Origin of the sequence: Sphingomonas sp. R86520 (genome assembly GCF_042466285.1) — a bacterium.
Classification (GTDB): Bacteria; Pseudomonadota; Alphaproteobacteria; order Sphingomonadales; family Sphingomonadaceae; genus Sphingomonas.
The window spans coordinates 1,659,862-1,677,491 of sequence record NZ_JAXHBZ010000001.1 but is presented as its reverse complement, the minus strand read 5'-3'; the positions used below and the strand labels follow the sequence as shown (position 1 = coordinate 1,677,491).

General features: G+C 66.9%; 11 protein-coding genes and 1 pseudogene. 9 read left to right on the top strand and 3 right to left on the bottom strand.

The features are described 5' to 3' along the window. The first annotated feature begins 25 nt into the window (after positions 1-25). Complete coding sequence (locus SJY41_RS07625) at positions 26-718, top strand: PIG-L deacetylase family protein (RefSeq protein WP_380780493.1); 693 nt, start codon at positions 26-28, stop codon at positions 716-718. After that, positions 708-1,295 (top strand): class I SAM-dependent DNA methyltransferase, encoded by a 588-nt coding sequence (locus SJY41_RS07620; protein ID WP_380780491.1) that lies wholly within the window; start codon positions 708-710, stop codon positions 1,293-1,295. Before SJY41_RS07625 ends, SJY41_RS07620 begins: the two co-directional genes overlap by 11 nt. A gap of 510 nt (positions 1,296-1,805) precedes the next feature. Here SJY41_RS07620 and SJY41_RS07615 read toward each other — a convergent pair. Beyond that, positions 1,806-2,201 (bottom strand): annotated as a pseudogene (locus tag SJY41_RS07615) (glycosyltransferase); the annotation flags it as partial. A gap of 17 nt (positions 2,202-2,218) precedes the next feature. After that, complete coding sequence (locus tag SJY41_RS07610; protein ID WP_380780488.1) at positions 2,219-4,363, bottom strand: catalase; 2,145 nt, start codon at positions 4,361-4,363, stop codon at positions 2,219-2,221. A gap of 170 nt (positions 4,364-4,533) precedes the next feature. Between SJY41_RS07610 and SJY41_RS07605 the strand changes: the two genes are divergently transcribed. The 3 genes from SJY41_RS07605 to SJY41_RS07595 are packed head-to-tail and all read left to right on the top strand — an operon-like array spanning position 4,534 to position 8,003. Next, entirely contained in the window at positions 4,534-5,325 is a 792-nt protein-coding gene (locus SJY41_RS07605; protein ID WP_380780486.1) for a glucose 1-dehydrogenase, read from the top strand. Further along, a complete protein-coding gene (locus tag SJY41_RS07600) occupies positions 5,318-7,144 on the top strand; it encodes a glycoside hydrolase family 15 protein (protein ID WP_380780485.1) in 1,827 nt (608 codons plus the stop codon). Before SJY41_RS07605 ends, SJY41_RS07600 begins: the two co-directional genes overlap by 8 nt. A gap of 55 nt (positions 7,145-7,199) precedes the next feature. After that, the gene (locus tag SJY41_RS07595; RefSeq protein WP_380780483.1) at positions 7,200-8,003 is read left to right on the top strand and encodes an SDR family NAD(P)-dependent oxidoreductase; all 804 of its coding nucleotides are present in this window, start codon (positions 7,200-7,202) and stop codon (positions 8,001-8,003) included. Between the two features lie 139 nt (positions 8,004-8,142). On the opposite strand, the gene SJY41_RS07590 is transcribed toward SJY41_RS07595, so the two are convergent. Then, positions 8,143-9,246, bottom strand: coding sequence for an NADH:flavin oxidoreductase/NADH oxidase (locus tag SJY41_RS07590; RefSeq protein ID WP_380780481.1), 1,104 nt, complete (start codon positions 9,244-9,246; stop codon positions 8,143-8,145). A 186-nt stretch (positions 9,247-9,432) separates the two neighbouring features. Here SJY41_RS07590 and glgX point away from each other — a divergent pair, with 186 nt between their 5' ends. Genes glgX through treY form a run of 4 tightly spaced genes read left to right on the top strand, consistent with a single transcriptional unit; the run spans position 9,433 to position 17,628 of the window. Then, complete coding sequence (glgX, locus tag SJY41_RS07585) at positions 9,433-11,535, top strand: glycogen debranching protein GlgX (protein ID WP_380780479.1); 2,103 nt, start codon at positions 9,433-9,435, stop codon at positions 11,533-11,535. After that, positions 11,532-13,238, top strand: a complete 1,707-nt coding sequence (gene treZ / locus SJY41_RS07580) for a malto-oligosyltrehalose trehalohydrolase (protein ID WP_380780477.1) — start codon at positions 11,532-11,534, stop codon at positions 13,236-13,238. The genes glgX and treZ overlap by 4 nt, the downstream gene beginning before the upstream one ends. Continuing rightward, positions 13,235-15,208: a 4-alpha-glucanotransferase gene (malQ, locus tag SJY41_RS07575; RefSeq protein WP_380780475.1), complete on the top strand. Its 1,974-nt coding sequence runs from the start codon at positions 13,235-13,237 to the stop codon at positions 15,206-15,208. Before treZ ends, malQ begins: the two co-directional genes overlap by 4 nt. Next, a complete protein-coding gene (treY, locus tag SJY41_RS07570; RefSeq protein WP_380780473.1) occupies positions 15,205-17,628 on the top strand; it encodes a malto-oligosyltrehalose synthase in 2,424 nt (807 codons plus the stop codon). Before malQ ends, treY begins: the two co-directional genes overlap by 4 nt. The last annotated feature ends 2 nt before the right edge of the window (positions 17,629-17,630 follow it).

Genomic DNA, 17,630 nt, shown 5'->3' with positions numbered 1-17,630 from the left:
AACGCTTTTCCGTCGCGCCCGACCGATGGCTGCGGCGACAGCGGCGGCGCAGGGCCCCTGGCTGATCCTCGCACCGCATCCCGATGACGAGACGCTCGGCTGTGGTGCGCTGATCGCGGCCATCTCGGCGGAGGGCGGAATTGCTTACACCGCCTTCGTCACCGACGGCGCAGGCTCGCATCCCGATGCCCCGGGCTGGAGCCGCAAGCGGATCGCCGGACTGCGCAGAACCGAGGCCGCGGCGGCACTGCACGTCCTGAACGCTGAACCCGCGCTGCATCTCGACTGGCCCGATGCCGCGCCGTCCAAGCCCGGCGACCCCGCGTTCGAACGGACCGCGGATCGGCTGGCGGCATGGTGCCGGTCGCGCGGTATCCGCCAGATCGCGGTGACGTGGGACGGCGAGCCGCACTGCGATCACGAAGCCGCCGCCGCGCTGGCCACCGCGGTAGCGCAGCGCATTTCGGTAGGGCTGTACCAGTATCTCGTGTGGGGCTGGACCGTTCCGGACCTTGCCAGCCGCGTCCGTAACCACCGCGTCATCTCGATCGACACGCGCGCAGGGCGGCCGCAGCAACGCCGCGCGATGGCCTGTCATCGCAGCCAGCGCGGCGGTCGCATCGTCGGGGCGGCAGAGAACTTCCGATTGCCGAAGATGATGCTCCGGTTGCTCGACCGGCCGACCACCCTCCTGTTGGAGATTGCCCGTGCGCCGTGAACACTCGATCGAGCCAGCCTATTTCGAGGCGCTCTACAAGGACAAGGGCGACCCCTGGGACTTCGAAACCAGCGCATACGAAGCCGCGAAATACGCCGAGACGCTCGCCGCACTGCCTGCCTCCCGGTTCGAGAAATTGCTGGAAGTCGGTTGTGCGAACGGTGTGCTCACCGCGCAACTCGGTCCTCGGTGCGATGCCTTGCTGGCCGTCGACGTGTCCGAAACCGCGCTGGCTTCGGCGCGCGCGCGCTGTGCGGATCAGCCGAACATCACGATCGAGCAGCGCCGCCTGCCTGACGAGGCCCCCGAAGGCCGGTTCGATCTCGTGCTGTTGTCGGAGGTCGTCTATTACTGGGATAGCACCGACATCGTCCGTCTCGCGGCCTATCTGCGCGGCGCGGTGACGTCAGGCGGACATCTGCTGCTGGTCCACTGGGTCGGTGAGACCGACTATCCCAAAAGCGGGGACGATGCCGTCGCCGAACTCCATGCCGCGCTTGGCGACGTCACGGTTCTTCGCAGCGACCGGCACGAAGCGTATCGGCTCGACCTGTGGCAGTTGAGGCCGGCGGGATAGACGGATCAACCCCTGGGCCTCGGCGATCGCTACGGGCAGCGTCGCGAAACTCAACTGATCCCCGGCCGTCGCCGCGGTGGGATCGAGCGCGGCACCGACCGCATAGGTCTCGTGCAACGGCGCGTGCAACGGCTGGTCGATCCACCGCGCGACCGCGTCTGCCATCCCGCCGGGTGCCCGCCCGGCAATCCGGCAGGACGTGAAGACGCGAACGTCGAGCGGATGACGCACGCGGCCACCGACCTGGCGAATACGATCGAACAGCGCGCGATCCTCGGCAACGGGCGGGGTCGGTGCGCCGCCGATCCGCCGATAGACTGCGCGGGTCATCGCGATACTCGCGCCGCCTTCATAATAATGCCGCGGCCACGGATCGTCCGCGACCGGCGCGCCGACCGCACGCAAATAATCCAGCGCTGTATAATAGCGGCCTAGCTGGTCGAGCCGCCGCCGTGCGGTCGTTCCCAGCATCGCCCGGTCGCTGCGCAGCGTCAGCGCGCGCCCCGCAACCGCATCGTTCCCCGCATCGATATGCGCGGCTGCCCGGACGATCCAGTCGGGCGCGACGTTCGTGTCGGCATCGGTGGACAACAGCAGGTCGGTATCGTGCGGCAACAGGTCGGCGGCGGCATCGAACGCGAGCCGCCGCGCCCAGCCGGCATGACGCGCGCCCGGCAGCAGCGATACCGCCGCCCACGCGAGCGTTGCGTGCCGCGGACGCCATGTAGCGAGAATCTCGACGGTGCGATCGGTGCAGTTGTTCGCCATCGCGACGATCGTCACGCGGCCACCATACCGCCCGGCGGCAAGGTCCAGCGCGTCGAGACAGGCGGGTAGGTACCCGTCCTCGTTCTTGACCGGAATGGCGACCGCCACCGTACGCCGGGCGTACGATGGCGGTGTCATCGGTATCACCGAAGCGTTCAAGCAGCCTCGGGGTTTTCGAACGCGTCCGCATCCAGGTCGACGTTCAGTTCACGCTCCCAGATCCGCAGCTTGCCCAGCGTCTTCAGGAACGTGTCGATGTCACCCTTGCCGCCAAGTGCGATCACGCCGTCGTCCATGTCCTCGTCCTCGATGCCGGCCTTCTCCAGGAACGGCTTCGCGTCGGCGTTGAAGCCGATGAACTTGGCATGCCCGAACGCGTCGCTGACGAAGTCCTTGGCGGGCTTGTCCTTGCCGAGCTTCTTCGCACCGTCCGCCGACACGACGATCGCGACGGCATCGTAGAGCACCGACGGCGCACCATCAATCTTCTGCTTGCCCTCCGCGAGCGTCCCGTCGTCGAGCGTCGCACCGGCGACCTTCGGTGCGATGATCTCGTACGTGGCCTTCGCCGCGACGATCCCATCGACCAGCGCCTGCACGATCGCCGCCGGCGCGCCGTCGGTGACGAGGATGCCGAGCTTGCGACCCTCGAAGCTGCCGCTGGTGTTCTTCAGGATGCTGAGCGCATCCGAAGCCGGCAGGTCGGTGCGCGGCTCGACCGCAGCTTTCACCGCCTTTGGCATCGTCTTCAGGCCAAGCCCGGTCGCGACCGTCTTTGCCAGCTTCTCGTCGATGTTGAGCAGATGCCCGACCATCAGCTCACGGATATCGACGCGCTCGACCTTCGACAGCTCGAACGTCAGTGCATCGCCGATATGCTTCTTCTCGATCGCGGTCTGGCTGATAAAGAACTGCCGTGCCTGGCTGTAATGATCGGCGAACGTCGCCGAACGCACCTGTGCCTTGCGCCCCGTCTCCTGCGACGGGAAATGCTTGTATCCCTTCGAGGGGCTTTCGCGCGGGCCGTCCCAGCTGTTCGGCTCATAGTTCACGCGACCCTTGGGGTTGCGCATCGCCATGTGACCGTCCTGCTGGTAGTTCTTCACCGGGATCTTCGGCGCATTGATCGGGATATGCGTGAAGTTCGGGCTACCGAGCCGCTTCAGCTGCGTATCGAGATACGAGAAGTTACGCCCCTGCAGCAGCGGATCGTTGGTGAAGCCGATCCCCGGAACGACGTTCTGCGTGCAGAACGCGACCTGCTCGGTCTCGGCGAAGAAATTGTCGACGAGCCGGTCGAGCTTGAAGCTGCCGATGATCCGAACCGGGATCTGCTCCTCCGGAATGATCTTGGTCGCGTCGAGCACGTCGAACTCGAAACTGTCGGCGAACTCGTCGTCGAACAGCTGCACACCTAGATCCCATTCGGGGAAGTTGCCCTGGCTAATCGAGTCCCACAGGTCGCGACGATGGAAGTCGGGATCGGCACCGTTGATCTTGACCGCCTCGTTCCAGGCGACCGACTGCAGGCCTAGCTTCGGCTTGAAGTGGAACTTGACGTAAGTGCCCTTGCCCTCGGCATTGATCAGCCGGAACGTGTGAACACCAAAACCCTCGACGAAGCGGAAGCCGCGCGGGATGGTGCGGTCGGACATGATCCACATGACCATGTGCATCGATTCCGGGGTCAGGCTGATGAAGTCCCAAAAATTGTCGTGCGCGGTCTGTGCCTGCGGAAAGCCGCGGTCGGGCTCCTGCTTCGCGGCATGGATCAGGTCGGGGAACTTGATCGCGTCCTGGATGAAGAACACCGGGATGTTGTTCCCGACAATGTCCCAATTGCCTTCCTTGGTGTAGAATTTCGCCGAGAAGCCGCGCACGTCGCGCGCCAGATCGGCCGAGCCCTTGTTGCCGGCGACCGTCGAGAAGCGGACGAACATCGGCGTCTGCTCACCGACTTCGGTGAGCACGCCTGCGCTGGTGAACTCCTCCAGGCTCTCGTTCAGCGTGAACGTGCCGTGTGCGCCATAGCCACGCGCGTGGACGACGCGCTCGGGAATCCGCTCGTGGTCGAAGTGGAAGATCTTCTCACGGAAATGGAAATCCTCGAGCAGCGTCGGGCCGCGGTCGCCGACCTTCAGCGAGTTCTGGTCGTCGGCGACCGGGATACCCTGCTGCGTGGTCAGCACGTCGCCGTCGCCACTCGCGATCTGGTGCAGCTCGCCGCCTTCGCCGACCTGCGTTTCAAACGTGGCGCCCTGCGGCGGTGTGCCGGTATCCTTGGCGATGGTCTTGGTCATGTGCCGTCCTCGTAGCGTCTCAGGACCCACAGCGCGCGGCATGGGCTAAGAGTTGCACCGAAAAAGGCGGGTTAACGCAGATCAGCAAGATTGGCCGGGGGGGCGGGGGCTAGGGAGAAATGCCGAAGGGCGCGCGTTAACCCGCGATAATCCCCAGCGAAAGATCAGCCATGCACATCGACCTGACCGGCCAGGCCGCGATCGTTACCGGCGCGAGTTCCGGTCTCGGCCGCGCCTCCGCCATCGCCTTCGCCAAGGCGGGCGCGAAGGTCGCGGTCAACTACAACAGCAGCGCGGACAAGGCGCGCGCGGTGGTCGAGGCGATCGAGCAGGCGGGCGGCGAGGCATTCGCCTGCGAAGCGGACACGTCGGACGAGGCGGCGGTTCTCAAACTGTTCGACGAGACGGTCGAGCGCTTCGGCGGGGTCGACATCGTCTTCGCCAACGCCGGCATGCAGAAGGATGCAGCCTATGCCGAGTTGACGCTGGAAGACTGGAAGCGCGTCATCGACGTCAACCTGACTGGCCAGTTCCTCGTCTCGCGCGAAGCCGTGCGTCGGTTCCGCCAGCAGGGCGACCGCGGGTTCAGCCGCTCGATCGGGAAGATCCTGTTCATGAGTTCGGTGCACGAGGTCATCCCCTGGGCTGGCCATGCCAATTACGCTGCGTCGAAGGGCGGCAGCGGGATGCTGATGCGCACGCTCGCGCAGGAGATCGCGGGGGACCGCATCCGCGTGAACGGCATCGCCCCCGGCGCGATCGCCACCGAGATCAACGAGGATGCGACCGCCGACCAGGACAAGCTGCTGGAGCTGATCCCCTATGGCCGCATCGGCGACCCGGAAGACGTCGCCCGCGCGGCCCTGTTCCTCGTGTCGGATGCGGCGGACTATATCGTCGGCTCGACGCTGACGATCGACGGCGGCATGTCGCTCTATCCCGGCTTCCGCGACAATGGTTGAGTTGGCCACGACGCCGATTGCCGACCACGGCGCGATCGGCAATCTGGAGACGATCGCGCTCGTCGATACGACCGGCTGCATCGACTATCTCTGCTGGCCGTGCCTCGACAGCGCGACAGTGTTCGCGCGCCTCCTCGATGCGGACAAGGGCGGGCATTTCGCGATCGAACCCGACCTGCCGGACGCGCGCGTCGTGCAGATGTACCTGCCCGAGACCAACATCCTGATGACCCGCTGGATGGGTGCGCAGGCGAGCATCGACCTCGTCGACCTGATGCCGGTGGGGAACGCGGACGAGGACGTGCCGTCGCGGCTGGTTCGCCGGATCACGTGCACGCGCGGCGAGGCGACGATCCGCATCCGCTGTGCGCCGCGGTTCGATTACGGGACCGAGGGGCGAACCGCGTCGGTCACGAGCCGCGAGACGGAGGTGTCGCGCGGCAAGTTCGATCACGAATGCGGGCTCGCGCTGACCTTTCACGGCAACGGCACGCTGGTCGCCGATGGCTGCGACCTGACCGCGGAGATCGTGCTGGCGCAAGGCGACACCGTTTCGCTGGTGCTCGGCAACCCGGACGACGTGTCGCTCGACGCGACCGCGCTCGACGCCATCGTCGAGAAGGACATCGCCTACTGGCGCAAGTGGAGCCGCCAGTCCCTCTACCGCGGACGCTGGCGCGAGACCGTCGAGCGCTCGGCGATGCTGCTCAAGCTGCTCACCTCGCGCAAGCACGGCTCGATCGCGGCGGCGGCGACGTTCGGCCTGCCCGAAGCCCCTGGCGGCGTGCGCAACTGGGATTACCGCGCAACGTGGATCCGCGATTCCTCGTTCACCGTCTACGCACTGCTGCGGCTCGGCTTCCAGGACGAGGCGGTCGGTTTCATGCACTGGGCGATGGACCGCGCGCAGTCCTGTTCGAAGGGCCATCTCGGCGTGATGTACGCGCTCGACGGCGGTGACGTAGCATCCGAACGCAAGCTCGATCTCGCCGGGTTCGAAGGCGCATCGCCGATCGTCGTCGGCAACGACGCCAACGGACAGACGCAACACGACATCTACGGCGCGCTGCTCGATGCGACCTATCTCGGCAGCAAATACGGCGAGCCGCTTGCGCATGATTCCTGGCAGGCGATCATCCGCGTCGTCGACCATGTCTGCGATACGTGGCGCGATCCGGATTCGGGCATCTGGGAAGTGCGCGGACCAGACAAGGAATACCTCCACTCGCGGCTGATGAACTGGGTCGCGGTCGACCGTGCCGTCCGCCTCGCGCAGAAACGGTCGCTCCCCGCGCCGCTGGTCCGCTGGTCTGAAACGCGGACCGAGATCAGCGACGAGATCTGGGCGAATTTCTGGAACGACGATCTCGGCCGTTTCGTCCGCGCGAAAGGCGATACGCCGGAGGACATGGCAGTCGACGGCGCGCTGCTGATGATGCCGCTGGTCCGCTTCATCGGCCCGACCGATCCCAAATGGCTGGCGACATTGAAGGCGATCGGCGACGACCTGTCCGACGACGGACAGGTCTATCGCTACAAGATCGACGACGGCCTGCCGGGGCAGGAGGGGACGTTCGTCGCCTGCTCGTTCTGGTACGTCGAATGTCTGGCACGGGCAGGGCGGCTCGACGAGGCGCGCCTCAATTTCGAGAAGCTGCTCGCGCACGGCAACCACCTCGGCCTGTTCGCGGAAGAGATCGCGCAGGACGGGACGTTCCTCGGCAACTTCCCCCAGGCGTTCAGCCACCTCGCACTGATCAGCGCCGCCTTCTACCTCGACCGCGCGCTGAACGATGGCGGGCCGAGGGCGTGGGCCTGAGGAAACTCTAGGCGTCTGAACGGGTTACGCTCTCCGACACTTTAAGGAATACGCCATGAATCTCGATATCGCAGGCAAGATCGCACTCGTCACCGGCGCCGACAGCGGCATGGGCAAGGAGACCGCCCGGATGCTGTTGCAGGAGGGGGTCCGCGTCGCGATTACCGACCAGCCCGGCGGCGATCTCGCCAAGAGCATCGAGGATCTGAAGGCGCTCGGCGAGGTGATCGCGGTCGAGGCGGACGTGACCAAGCTCGACGACGTCAAGACGCTCTTCGCCAAGGTCCGCGCGCAGCTCGGCGATCCGGACATCCTCGTGAACTGCGCGGGCGTGACCGGTGCGACCGGCGACTTTCTGGAGGTCGACGACGAGGGCTGGCACTCGACGCTGAACATCAACCTGATGGGCGCGGTGCGTGTCTGCCGCGAGGCGATCCCGGCGATGCGCGCCGGCAAATGGGGCCGCATCGTGCTGATGAGCTCGGAGGACGCGGTGCAGCCCTATGTCGACGAGCTCGCCTATTGCGCGTCGAAGGCGGGGATCTCCAGCCTGTCGAAGGGGCTGTCGAAGGCTTACGGCTGCGACAACGTGCTGGTGAACACCGTCTCGCCCGCGTTCATCGCGACGCCGATGACCGACAAGATGATGCAGAAGCGCGCCGACGAGAAGGGCATGAGCTTCGACGAGGCGATCGAGACGTTCCTGGAGGAAGAACGCCCCGGCATGACGCTCAAGCGTCGCGGCAAGGCGGACGAGGTGGCGTCGGCGATCCTGTTCCTGTGCTCGGAGCGCGCGAGCTTCATCAACGGCGCGGACATTCGGGTGGACTCGGGTTCGGTAATGACGGTGGCTGGGTAACACGAAGATCAAACCTGTTCCCCCGCGGAGGCGGGGGCCCAGGATCTCAGGCGGTACCGTGCGTAACCCTGGACCCCCGCCTCCGCGGGGGAACGGGAAAGTGGCGGGGCGGGCCGCTCTCAATCTTACCCCTGGCTGCCTACCCCTCGAACAAGTCCTTAAACTGCCGCGGTTGCGACCGCAGATACTGTTTCGGCGCCTTCACCTTGCCCCCTAGATGCGCCGCCGCATGCCAGGGCCAGCGCGGATCATACAGGATCGTCCGGGCCAGCGCGATCATGTCCGCATCGCCCGTCCCGACGATCGCCTCGGCCTGCTCGTAATCGGTGATCAGCCCGACCGCGACGACCGGGATCGACACCGCCTGCTTCACCGCTCGCGCCAGCGGCACCTGATAGCTCGGCCCGACCGGGATCTGCTGCGCCGGTGAATTCCCGCCGCTCGATACGTGGATCGCGCTGCACCCCCGTGCCTCCAGCGCCTTCGCGAACGCCACAGTCTGCTCCGAATCCCAGCCGCCCTCGACCCAGTCCGTGCCCGACACGCGCATCGTCACCGCTCGATCGGCCGGAAACGCAGCGCGGACCGCATCGAACACCTCGAGCGGAAACCGCATCCGGTTCTCGAGGCTGCCGCCATACTCGTCCTCACGCCGGTTCGACAGCGGCGACAGGAACTCGTGCAGCAGGTACCCGTGCGCACCGTGCAACTGCACCACGTCGATCCCGAGCCGTGCGGCGCGCACCGTCGCGGCGACGAACGCATCGCGCACCTTCGCCAGCCCCTCACGGTCGAGCGCGACCGGCGCGTTCTCCTCGGGCAGGAACGACACGGCCGACGGCGCCTCGGTCTGCCACCCGTTCGGCGCGCCCGGCGCGATCTGCAGACCGCCCTTCCACGGCACCTCGCACGACGCTTTCCGCCCGGCGTGTGCAAGCTGGATCGCGATCGGCATGTCGGACCAGCGCCGCACACTCTCGATCACGCCCGCCATCGCCGCCTCGGTCGCATCGTCGTACAGTCCCACGTCGCCGTAGGTGATCCGCCCTTCCGGCAGCACCGCACTCGCCTCGATCGTTAACAATGCCGCGCCGGACAGTGCCAGCTGTCCCAGATGGATCTGGTGCCAGTCGTTCATGCAGCCGTTGACCGCCGAATACTGGCACATCGGCGCGATCACGATGCGGTTCGCGAGCGTCAGATTGCCGACCGTAAGCGGCTCGAACAGCTTCGGGCCGCTCATGCGAGGATCAGCCGGAGAGTGGAAGGAATGCGCATGATGGCCCCTTGATACCTGGAAGGATGCGGCGAAAACTCGCCACGTTGTGCGGAACATAGGAAGCCGCGAGCGGGTTTCACGCCAAGGAATGCTGCACCGCGATAAACTCGCGCCTGTAGCGAGACGATACGCACGAAAAGGGTCCTCGCATTGCATCTACTGCCCGACACGCTCGACGCCGGCTCGGCCTATCCCCTCGGCGCGTCGTTCGACGGCCTCGGCGTCAACTTCGCGGTCTATTCCGCCAATGCCGAGAAGATCGAGCTCTGCGTCTATGACGAGACCGGCCGCCGCGAACTGAAGCGGTACGCGCTGCCCGAATGGACCGACGAAGTCTGGCACGGCTACCTCCCCGACGCACAGCCCGGCCTCGTCTACGGCTACCGCGCGCATGGCCGGTACGCGCCCGAGGAAGGCCACCGGTTCAACCCGAACAAGCTGCTGCTCGACCCCTACGCCAAGCAGATGATCGGCGAACTCCGCTGGACCGACGCGATGTACGGCTATCAGGTAAAGTCGCCGCGCGCCGACCTGAGCTTCGATCGCCGCGACAATTCCCTGACGATGCCGAAGGGCGTCGTGACTGACAGCCATTTCGACTGGTCGCGCGACGTGCGCCCGAACACGCCCTGGTCTGAGACGGTGATCTACGAGGCGCACACCAAGGGCCTGACCAAGCTGTTCGAGGAGGTCCAGCCCTCCGAACGCGGCACCTTCGCGGCGCTCGGCAACCCCAAGGTCATCGATCACCTCAAGCGCCTCGGCGTCACCGCGATCGAGCTGCTGCCGATCCACACCTACATCCAGGACCGCTTCCTCCAGGAGAAGGGGCTGCGCAATTACTGGGGCTACAACACCCTCAATTTCTTCACGCCCGAGCGCTCGTTCTTTGCCACCGACAGCCACGACGAACTGCGCCGCTCGATCCGCCGTCTCCACGCGGCCGGGATCGAAGTCATCCTCGACGTCGTCTATAACCACACCTGCGAAGGCTCGGAGCAGGGCCCGACGCTCTCCTGGCGCGGTCTCGACAACGCGAGCTATTACCGCCTCGTCAAGGACGACCCGCGCTACTCGATCAACGACACCGGCACCGGCAACACGCTGAACCTTACCAAGGCCCGCGTGATCCAGATGGTCGCGGATTCGCTCCGCTACTGGGCGACCAGCTTCGGGATCGACGGCTTCCGCTTCGATCTCGGCCTGACGCTCGGCCGGACGGACACCGGCTTCGATCCCGGCGCAGGGTTCTTCGACGTGCTCCGCCAGGACCCCGTGCTCGGCAAGCTGAAGCTCATCACCGAGCCCTGGGACATCGGCCCCGGCGGCTATCAGCTCGGCAACTTCCCCCCCGGTTTCGCCGAGTGGAACGACAAATACCGCGACACCGTGCGAAAATTCTGGCGCGGCGACCACGCGCAGCGCGCCGACCTCGCCGCCCGCTTGACCGGATCGGCCGACCTGTTCGACCGCCGGGCCCGCCGCCCCTGGGCGAGCGTCAACCTGCTCGGCGCGCATGACGGCTACACGCTAGCCGACACCGTCGCCTACGAGGAGCGCCACAACGAGGCGAACGGCGAAGACAATAACGACGGCCACTCGAACAACTGCTCGCGCAACTGGGGCGTCGAAGGTCCGACCGAGGACCCCGACATCCTCGAGACCCGCCAGCGCGTGATGCGTTCGATGCTGACCACGCTATTTGCATCGCTCGGCACGCCGATGCTGGTCGCCGGCGACGAGTTCGGCCGCACGCAGAACGGCAACAACAACGCGTATTGCCAGGACAACGAGATCAGCTGGCTCGACTGGAACAAGGCCAAGTCCCCCGAGGGCGACGCGCTGATCGACTTCACCGCCCGCCTGATCGCTCTGCGCCGCGAATACGGCATGCTGCGCGCCGGTAACTTCCTCTACGGTGAGGACACGCCGGCCGAGGGTCTCAAGGACATCGAATGGTGGGACGAGCGCGGCCAGCAGCTCACGCCCGAGGATTGGGATAACACCAACGGCCGCGCGCTGGTGATGCGTCGCGCCTGCGAACTCGAATCCGGTGAAGTCCAGGTGGTCTCTCTCCTCCTCAATGCGTCGGAAGGCCCGCTGACCTTCCACATGCCGCCGCCCGAAGAGGTCGAGCGCACCGTCCTGATCGACAGCAGCAAGCCCGACCAGCCGGCGACGCCGATCAAGAACAGCTACGAACTGCCTCCGCAGGGCGCGGCGTTGCTTGCCTGGACGATCGCGGCAGCATGACCTGGGGGCCGACGCTTTCCGAAGACGGGACGATTTTCCGCTTATGGGCGCCTGCCCGTGACGCGGTAACGCTGGAGATTGCCGACGGTCAGCCGGTCGCCATGACCCGGGATCCGGAAGGCTGGTTCAGCGTGAAGGCGCCGGTGGGGGCAGGGGCCCGCTACCGGTTCCGCCTGACCGACGACCTGACGGTCCCCGATCCCGCCTCCCGCGCGCAGTCCGGCGGCGTTCACGGCTGGAGCATGGTCGCCGATCCCGACAGTTATGCGTGGCGGACTCCCGACTGGCGCGGCCGACCATGGGAAGAGATGATCATCCAGGAGGTCCATGTCGGCACCCTTGGCGGCTTTGCGGGCGTCGCGGACCACCTCTCGGCGATCGCCGAACTCGGCATCACCGCGATCGAACTCATGCCCGTCAACGCGTTCGGCGGCACCCGCAACTGGGGCTATGACGGCGTGCTCCCATACGCCCCGGCCGAAAGCTACGGTACGCCCGACGACCTGAAGGCCTTGGTCGACCGCGCCCACGAACTCGGCCTCGCCGTGTTCCTCGACGTCGTCTACAATCACTTCGGACCCGACGGGAACTACCTCGGCGCCTATGCGAAGGGCTTCTTCCACCCCGAAGTCGACACCCCCTGGGGCGGCGCGGTCGCGGTCGACCAGGCCCCGGTCCACCGCTATTTCGTCGACAACGCGCTGATGTGGCTGAACGAGTACAAGTTCGACGGCCTCCGCTTCGATGCGGTCCACGCGATCGAGAACGACGACTTCCTCGACGCGATGGCCGCCGAACTGCGCGAGAAGACCGCCGGCCGCCACGTGCACCTCGTCCTCGAGAACGAGGGGAACGATGCCGACCGGCTCCACCCCGCGGCGTTCGACGCGCAGTGGAACGACGATTTCCACAACGTCCTGCACGTCCTGCTGACCGGCGAGACCAGTGCCTATTACGCCGACTTCGCCGATCGTCCCGCCGAACGCCTGGCGCGCTGCCTCGGCGAAGGCTTTATTTACCAGGGCGAGGGCTCACCCAACCACGACGGCAAGCCGCGCGGCAAACCGAGCGCGCACCTCGCGCCGACCGCATTCGTCGCGTTCCTCCAGAACCACGACCAGATCGGCAACCGCGCGATGGGCGAGCGGCTGACGCTGCTGACCCACCGTCAGAAGCTCCGCGCCGCCACCGCTCTGCTTCTGCTCGGCCCGCAGATCCCGTTGCTGTTCATGGGCGACGCGCACGGCAGCGAAAGCCCGTTCCTGTTCTTCACCGACTTCCACGACGAACTGGCAGACGCGGTGCGCGAAGGCCGCCGCAAGGAATTCGCCAAGTTCGCCGCCTTCGCCGATCCTAAAGCCCGCGAGGCGATCCCCGATCCGAACGCACATGCGACGTTCCACCAATCGCGCGCGCAACCCGGCCCCGATGCGGCGGCGTGGCAGGACCTGTACCGCACCCTGCTGAAGATCCGCCACGAAGCGATCATCCCTCGCCTGCGCGGCGCGACGTCGATCGGCGCCGAAGCGATCGGCGAGGGCGCCGTCGTCGCACGCTGGCGGATGGGCGACGGAGCGGTCCTGACGATTGCGCTGAACCTCGGGGACAGTGCCGCGGCCTTCCCGGAGATCGGCGCCGCGCCTATTTTCGGTGATGGCGACCCTGGCCAGCCCGGCAGCGTGACGGTCTGGCTGGAGCGATGAGCAACATCCAGGCACTCGCCATCGCCGCCGGCCTGCAACCCGAATGGCAGGACGCAGGGGGGCGCCGCCAGACGGTATCCGACGACGCGTTGCGGACGATCCTCGATCGGCTCGGGCATCCGTCCGACAACGAGAAGCAGATCGCCGACAGCCTGACCGCGATCGCAGCACGCAACGCGCGCGGCGGGCGCTTCCTCTCGGTGGACGTCGGTCGCCCGATCCGGCTCTCGACCGAGGCTTCGGGCGAGGCCGCGCTGATCTTGGAAGACGGCACGTCCGCCTCGGTCACGAGCGACCACGGTACGCTGAAGCCGATCGCGCAGACTGGCTATCACCGGCTTGAATTCGCTGGAAACGTGATCGACCTGCTGGTCGCGCCACGCCGCTGCTTCACGATCGCCGATGCCGTAGGTGCGCACAAACTCTGGGCGCCCGCCGTCCAGATCCCGAGCCTCCGCGACGAGACCCCAACCGCGTTCGGCGATTTCGGCACGCTCGCCGATGCCGCCCGCGCGTTCGGCCGGCGCGGCGCCGATGCCCTCGCGATCAGCCCCACGCACGCATTGTTCCCGGCCGACGCCAGCCGCTACAGCCCCTACGCACCGTCGAGCCGGCAATTCCTCAACGGCCTCTACGGCAACCCGTCCGCGTTCGGCGTCCCATCGGACGACCCGGTGCCAGACCTGATCGACTGGCAGCACGCCATCCCTGCGAAGCTCGAACGACTTCGCAACGCCTTCGCGCAACACGCTGCGCAACTGAGCGAAACTTTAATCGCATTCCGGCGTGAAGGCGGCGAAGATCTCGAACGCCATGCCGAGTTCGACGCGCTCCACGCGCATTTCTTCGCCACCACCGGTGCGAAGGGCTGGCAGCAATGGCCGGCCGGATTTCACGATCCCGCTAGCCCGACCGTCCGGCGTTTCGTCGCCGATCACGCCGAAGACGTGACGTTCTATGCGTTCCTCCAATGGCTGGCCCGCCGCGACCTCGACGCCGCGCAGACGGCGGCCAGGGAGTCCGGCATGGCGATCGGCCTGATCGCCGATCTCGCCGTCGGCATGGATCCCGGCGGCAGCCACGGCTGGAGCCGGCGCGGCGACTTGCTCACCGGCCTGTCGATCGGCGCGCCCCCCGATCCGCTCGGCCCCGACGGCCAGAGTTGGGGCATCACCGGCTTCGACCCGCAAGCCCTGCGCGACACCGCCTTCGCCCCCTTCATCGCGACGATCCGCGCAGCGCTCGCGCACGCAGGCGGCATCCGCATCGACCACGCGTTCGGCCTCCGCCGCCTCTGGGTCGTTCACGAGGGCGCATCCGCGGCCGACGGCGCGTATCTCGATATGCCGTTCGACGACCTGATGCGGATCGTCGCCATGGAATTGCAACGGGCGAGGGCGATCGTCATCGGCGAAGACCTCGGCACCGTCCCCGACGGGTTCCGCGAGGCGATGGATGCGCGCGCGATGCTCGGCATGCGCGTCCTCTGGTTCGAGCGCGACGCGGACGGCTTCGTCCCACCCGCCACATGGTCGCAGGACGCGGTTGCGATGACCGGCACGCACGACCTCGCCACCGTCGCCGGCTGGTGGAAAGGCCGCGATATCGACTGGACCTGGGAGCTTGGTCGCAAGTCGGACGCCGCCGATGAACCGGCGGACCGCGCTGCCCGTGCCGAGGACCGCGAGGCGCTCTGGTCCGTCCTGGACACCGGCACGCCGCAACCCGCCCCCGACGACACGGACCCGGTCGTCGACGCCGCCATCGCGCACGTCGCCAGCACGCCCTGCGCCCTCGCGATCATCCCCGTCGAAGATCTCGCCGGGTTGGTCGAGCAACCCAATCTGCCCGGCACGATCGACGAACATCCCAACTGGCGCCGCCGCATGCCCGACACGACCGAGGCGCTGCTTGCCCGCCCCGAAGTCGCCGCCCGCCTCGACACGCTAAACGCCAAGAGACCCCTATGACGCCCTCCACCACGCCGCGCGCGACCTATCGCTTCCAGTTCCACAAGGACTTCACCTTCGCCGATGCCGAGGCGCTGGTGCCGTATCTCGACACGCTCGGGATCAGCCACCTGTACGCCTCGCCGATCACGACGGCGCGGAGCGGGTCCACCCACGGCTACGACGTCGTCGACCCGACCCGCATCAATCCCGAGCTCGGCGGCGAGGACGCCTTCCGTAGCCTCGTCGCGGCTCTGCGCGCGCGCGACATGGGCGTCATCATCGATATCGTCCCCAACCACATGGGCGTCGCCGGCGGCGAGAACGCCTGGTGGAACGACGTGCTCGCAAAGGGCGAAGCCAGCGAGTTCGCCCGCTATTTCGACATCGACTGGCGCGAGAAGCTGGTCCTCCCGATCCTCGGCGACCCGCTCCCCGCGACACTGGCGAGCGGCGCGCTCAAGGTCGAGCAGGTCGACGGCCGTTACATCCTCGAAGCATACGGCGAACATCGCCTCCCGATCCGCGACGAAGACCAGGCCACGGCGGCGACCGACGACATCGCCGCGCTGGTCGACCGCCAGCATTACCGCCTCGCGTCGTGGCGTGTCGCAAACGACGACCTCAACTGGCGACGGTTCTTCACCATCAACGATCTCGCCGGCCTGCGCGTGGAAGATCCGGTGGTATTCGACGCCACACATGCGCTCTATTTCCGCCTCTACGCGGAGGGCCTGATCGACGGTGTCCGCGTTGACCACGTCGATGGCCTGACCGACCCCGCCGGCTATTGCCGCCAACTCCGCGCGCGGCTCGACGCGATCGAGCGCCCCGCCGATGCGCCACCCGGCCCAGCCTATATCGTCATCGAGAAGATCCTGGCCGACGGGGAACCGCTCGCGACCGACTGGGGCGTCGATGGCACCAGCGGCTACGACTTCATGGAGCAGGTCACGGCGTTGCTCCACGCGCCCGACGGCGCCGAACCGCTCGCCGAACTCTGGGCGGACATAAGCGGACGGTCCGCCGACTTCGCGCCCGAAGAACTGGGCGCGCGACAGGAATTGCTCGCGTGGCAGTTCGACGCGCAACACCGCCGCTGCGTCGAGGCATTCGTGGCGCTGGCCCGCTCCACCTCGGACTGCGACGGCCTCACAACCGGCATGCTCCACCGTGCGATCGAGCGCCTGCTCTGGGTTTTCCCCGTGTACCGAACCTACGGAACGGGCGATGCAGCCCCAGCAGCGGATGCCGCGATACGCGAGGCCGTCCGCCGCCGCGTCGCGCAGTTCGTGCCGCCGGGCGAGGGCGCGGTAGTCGACCGGATCCTGTCATGGCTGGCAGGCGAGGGCCCCGGCGACGCTACGCTCGCCGCCGAGGCGGTCCGGAAATTCCAGCAGCTCTCCGCGCCGATCGCGGCCAAGGCGGTCGAGGACACCGCCTTCTATCGCTACGGCCGCCTGCTTTCGCGCAACGACGTCGGCTTCGACGCGGCGCGGATGTCGCTCGAGATCGACGCGTTCCACGCCGCGATGATCGACCGCGCGCGCAACTGGCCCGCGGCGATGCTGGCGACTGCGACGCATGACCACAAGCGCGGCGAAGACGTCCGCGCGCGCCTCGCGGTGCTGAGCGAGATCCCGGACCTCTGGCGCACCCGCGTCGAGCATTGGCTGACCCTGGCCGCGCCCTTCGCCGACCAGGTCGATCCCGCAGACGTCTATATGCTCCTCCAGACGCTGTTCGGCGCATGGCCCGCAAAGCTGTCCGCTTGGGATTCGAAGGGCCTGTCCGCCTATGCCGAACGCATCGTCGCGTGGCAGGAAAAGGCGTTGCGCGAAGCCAAGCTACGATCGTCGTGGGAGGCGCCGGACGAAGACTATGAAACCCGGTGCCACGATCTTGCGAGGGCGCTTCTCGACCCGGATCGATCGAGCGACTTCATCGACGACCTCGCCAGTTTCGTCGACCGGGTCACGCCGGCAGCGGCCGCCAACAGCCTGACGCAGGTCGCGCTACGCTACACCGTGCCGGGCGTCCCCGATCTGTATCAGGGTACCGAGATCGCCGACCTGAGCCTGGTCGATCCCGACAACCGGCGCCCGGTCGACTACGTGTCGTTGCAGACCGTAGCGCGTCCAAAGGCGACGCTCATCGCAGAACTGCTAGCCCTTCGGCGTCAGCACCCCGCGTTGTTCGCGGCGGGGGATTACAAACCGATCGCGATCACCGGCATCCGTGCCGACCATGTCATCGCCTTCCACCGGGTGCATGAGGGCGTCAGCCTGCGCTGCGTAATCCCCTTACGCTGTGCGGACCGTCATATCGACGGCATCGAGGATTGGTGGGGCGATACCGCGCTGTCGACCGGCGAAAAGATCGGCGACCTGCTCGGCGAGGATGCCGTCTCGGTCACGCTGCTGGAGCCAGTAGCGGGCTGAAC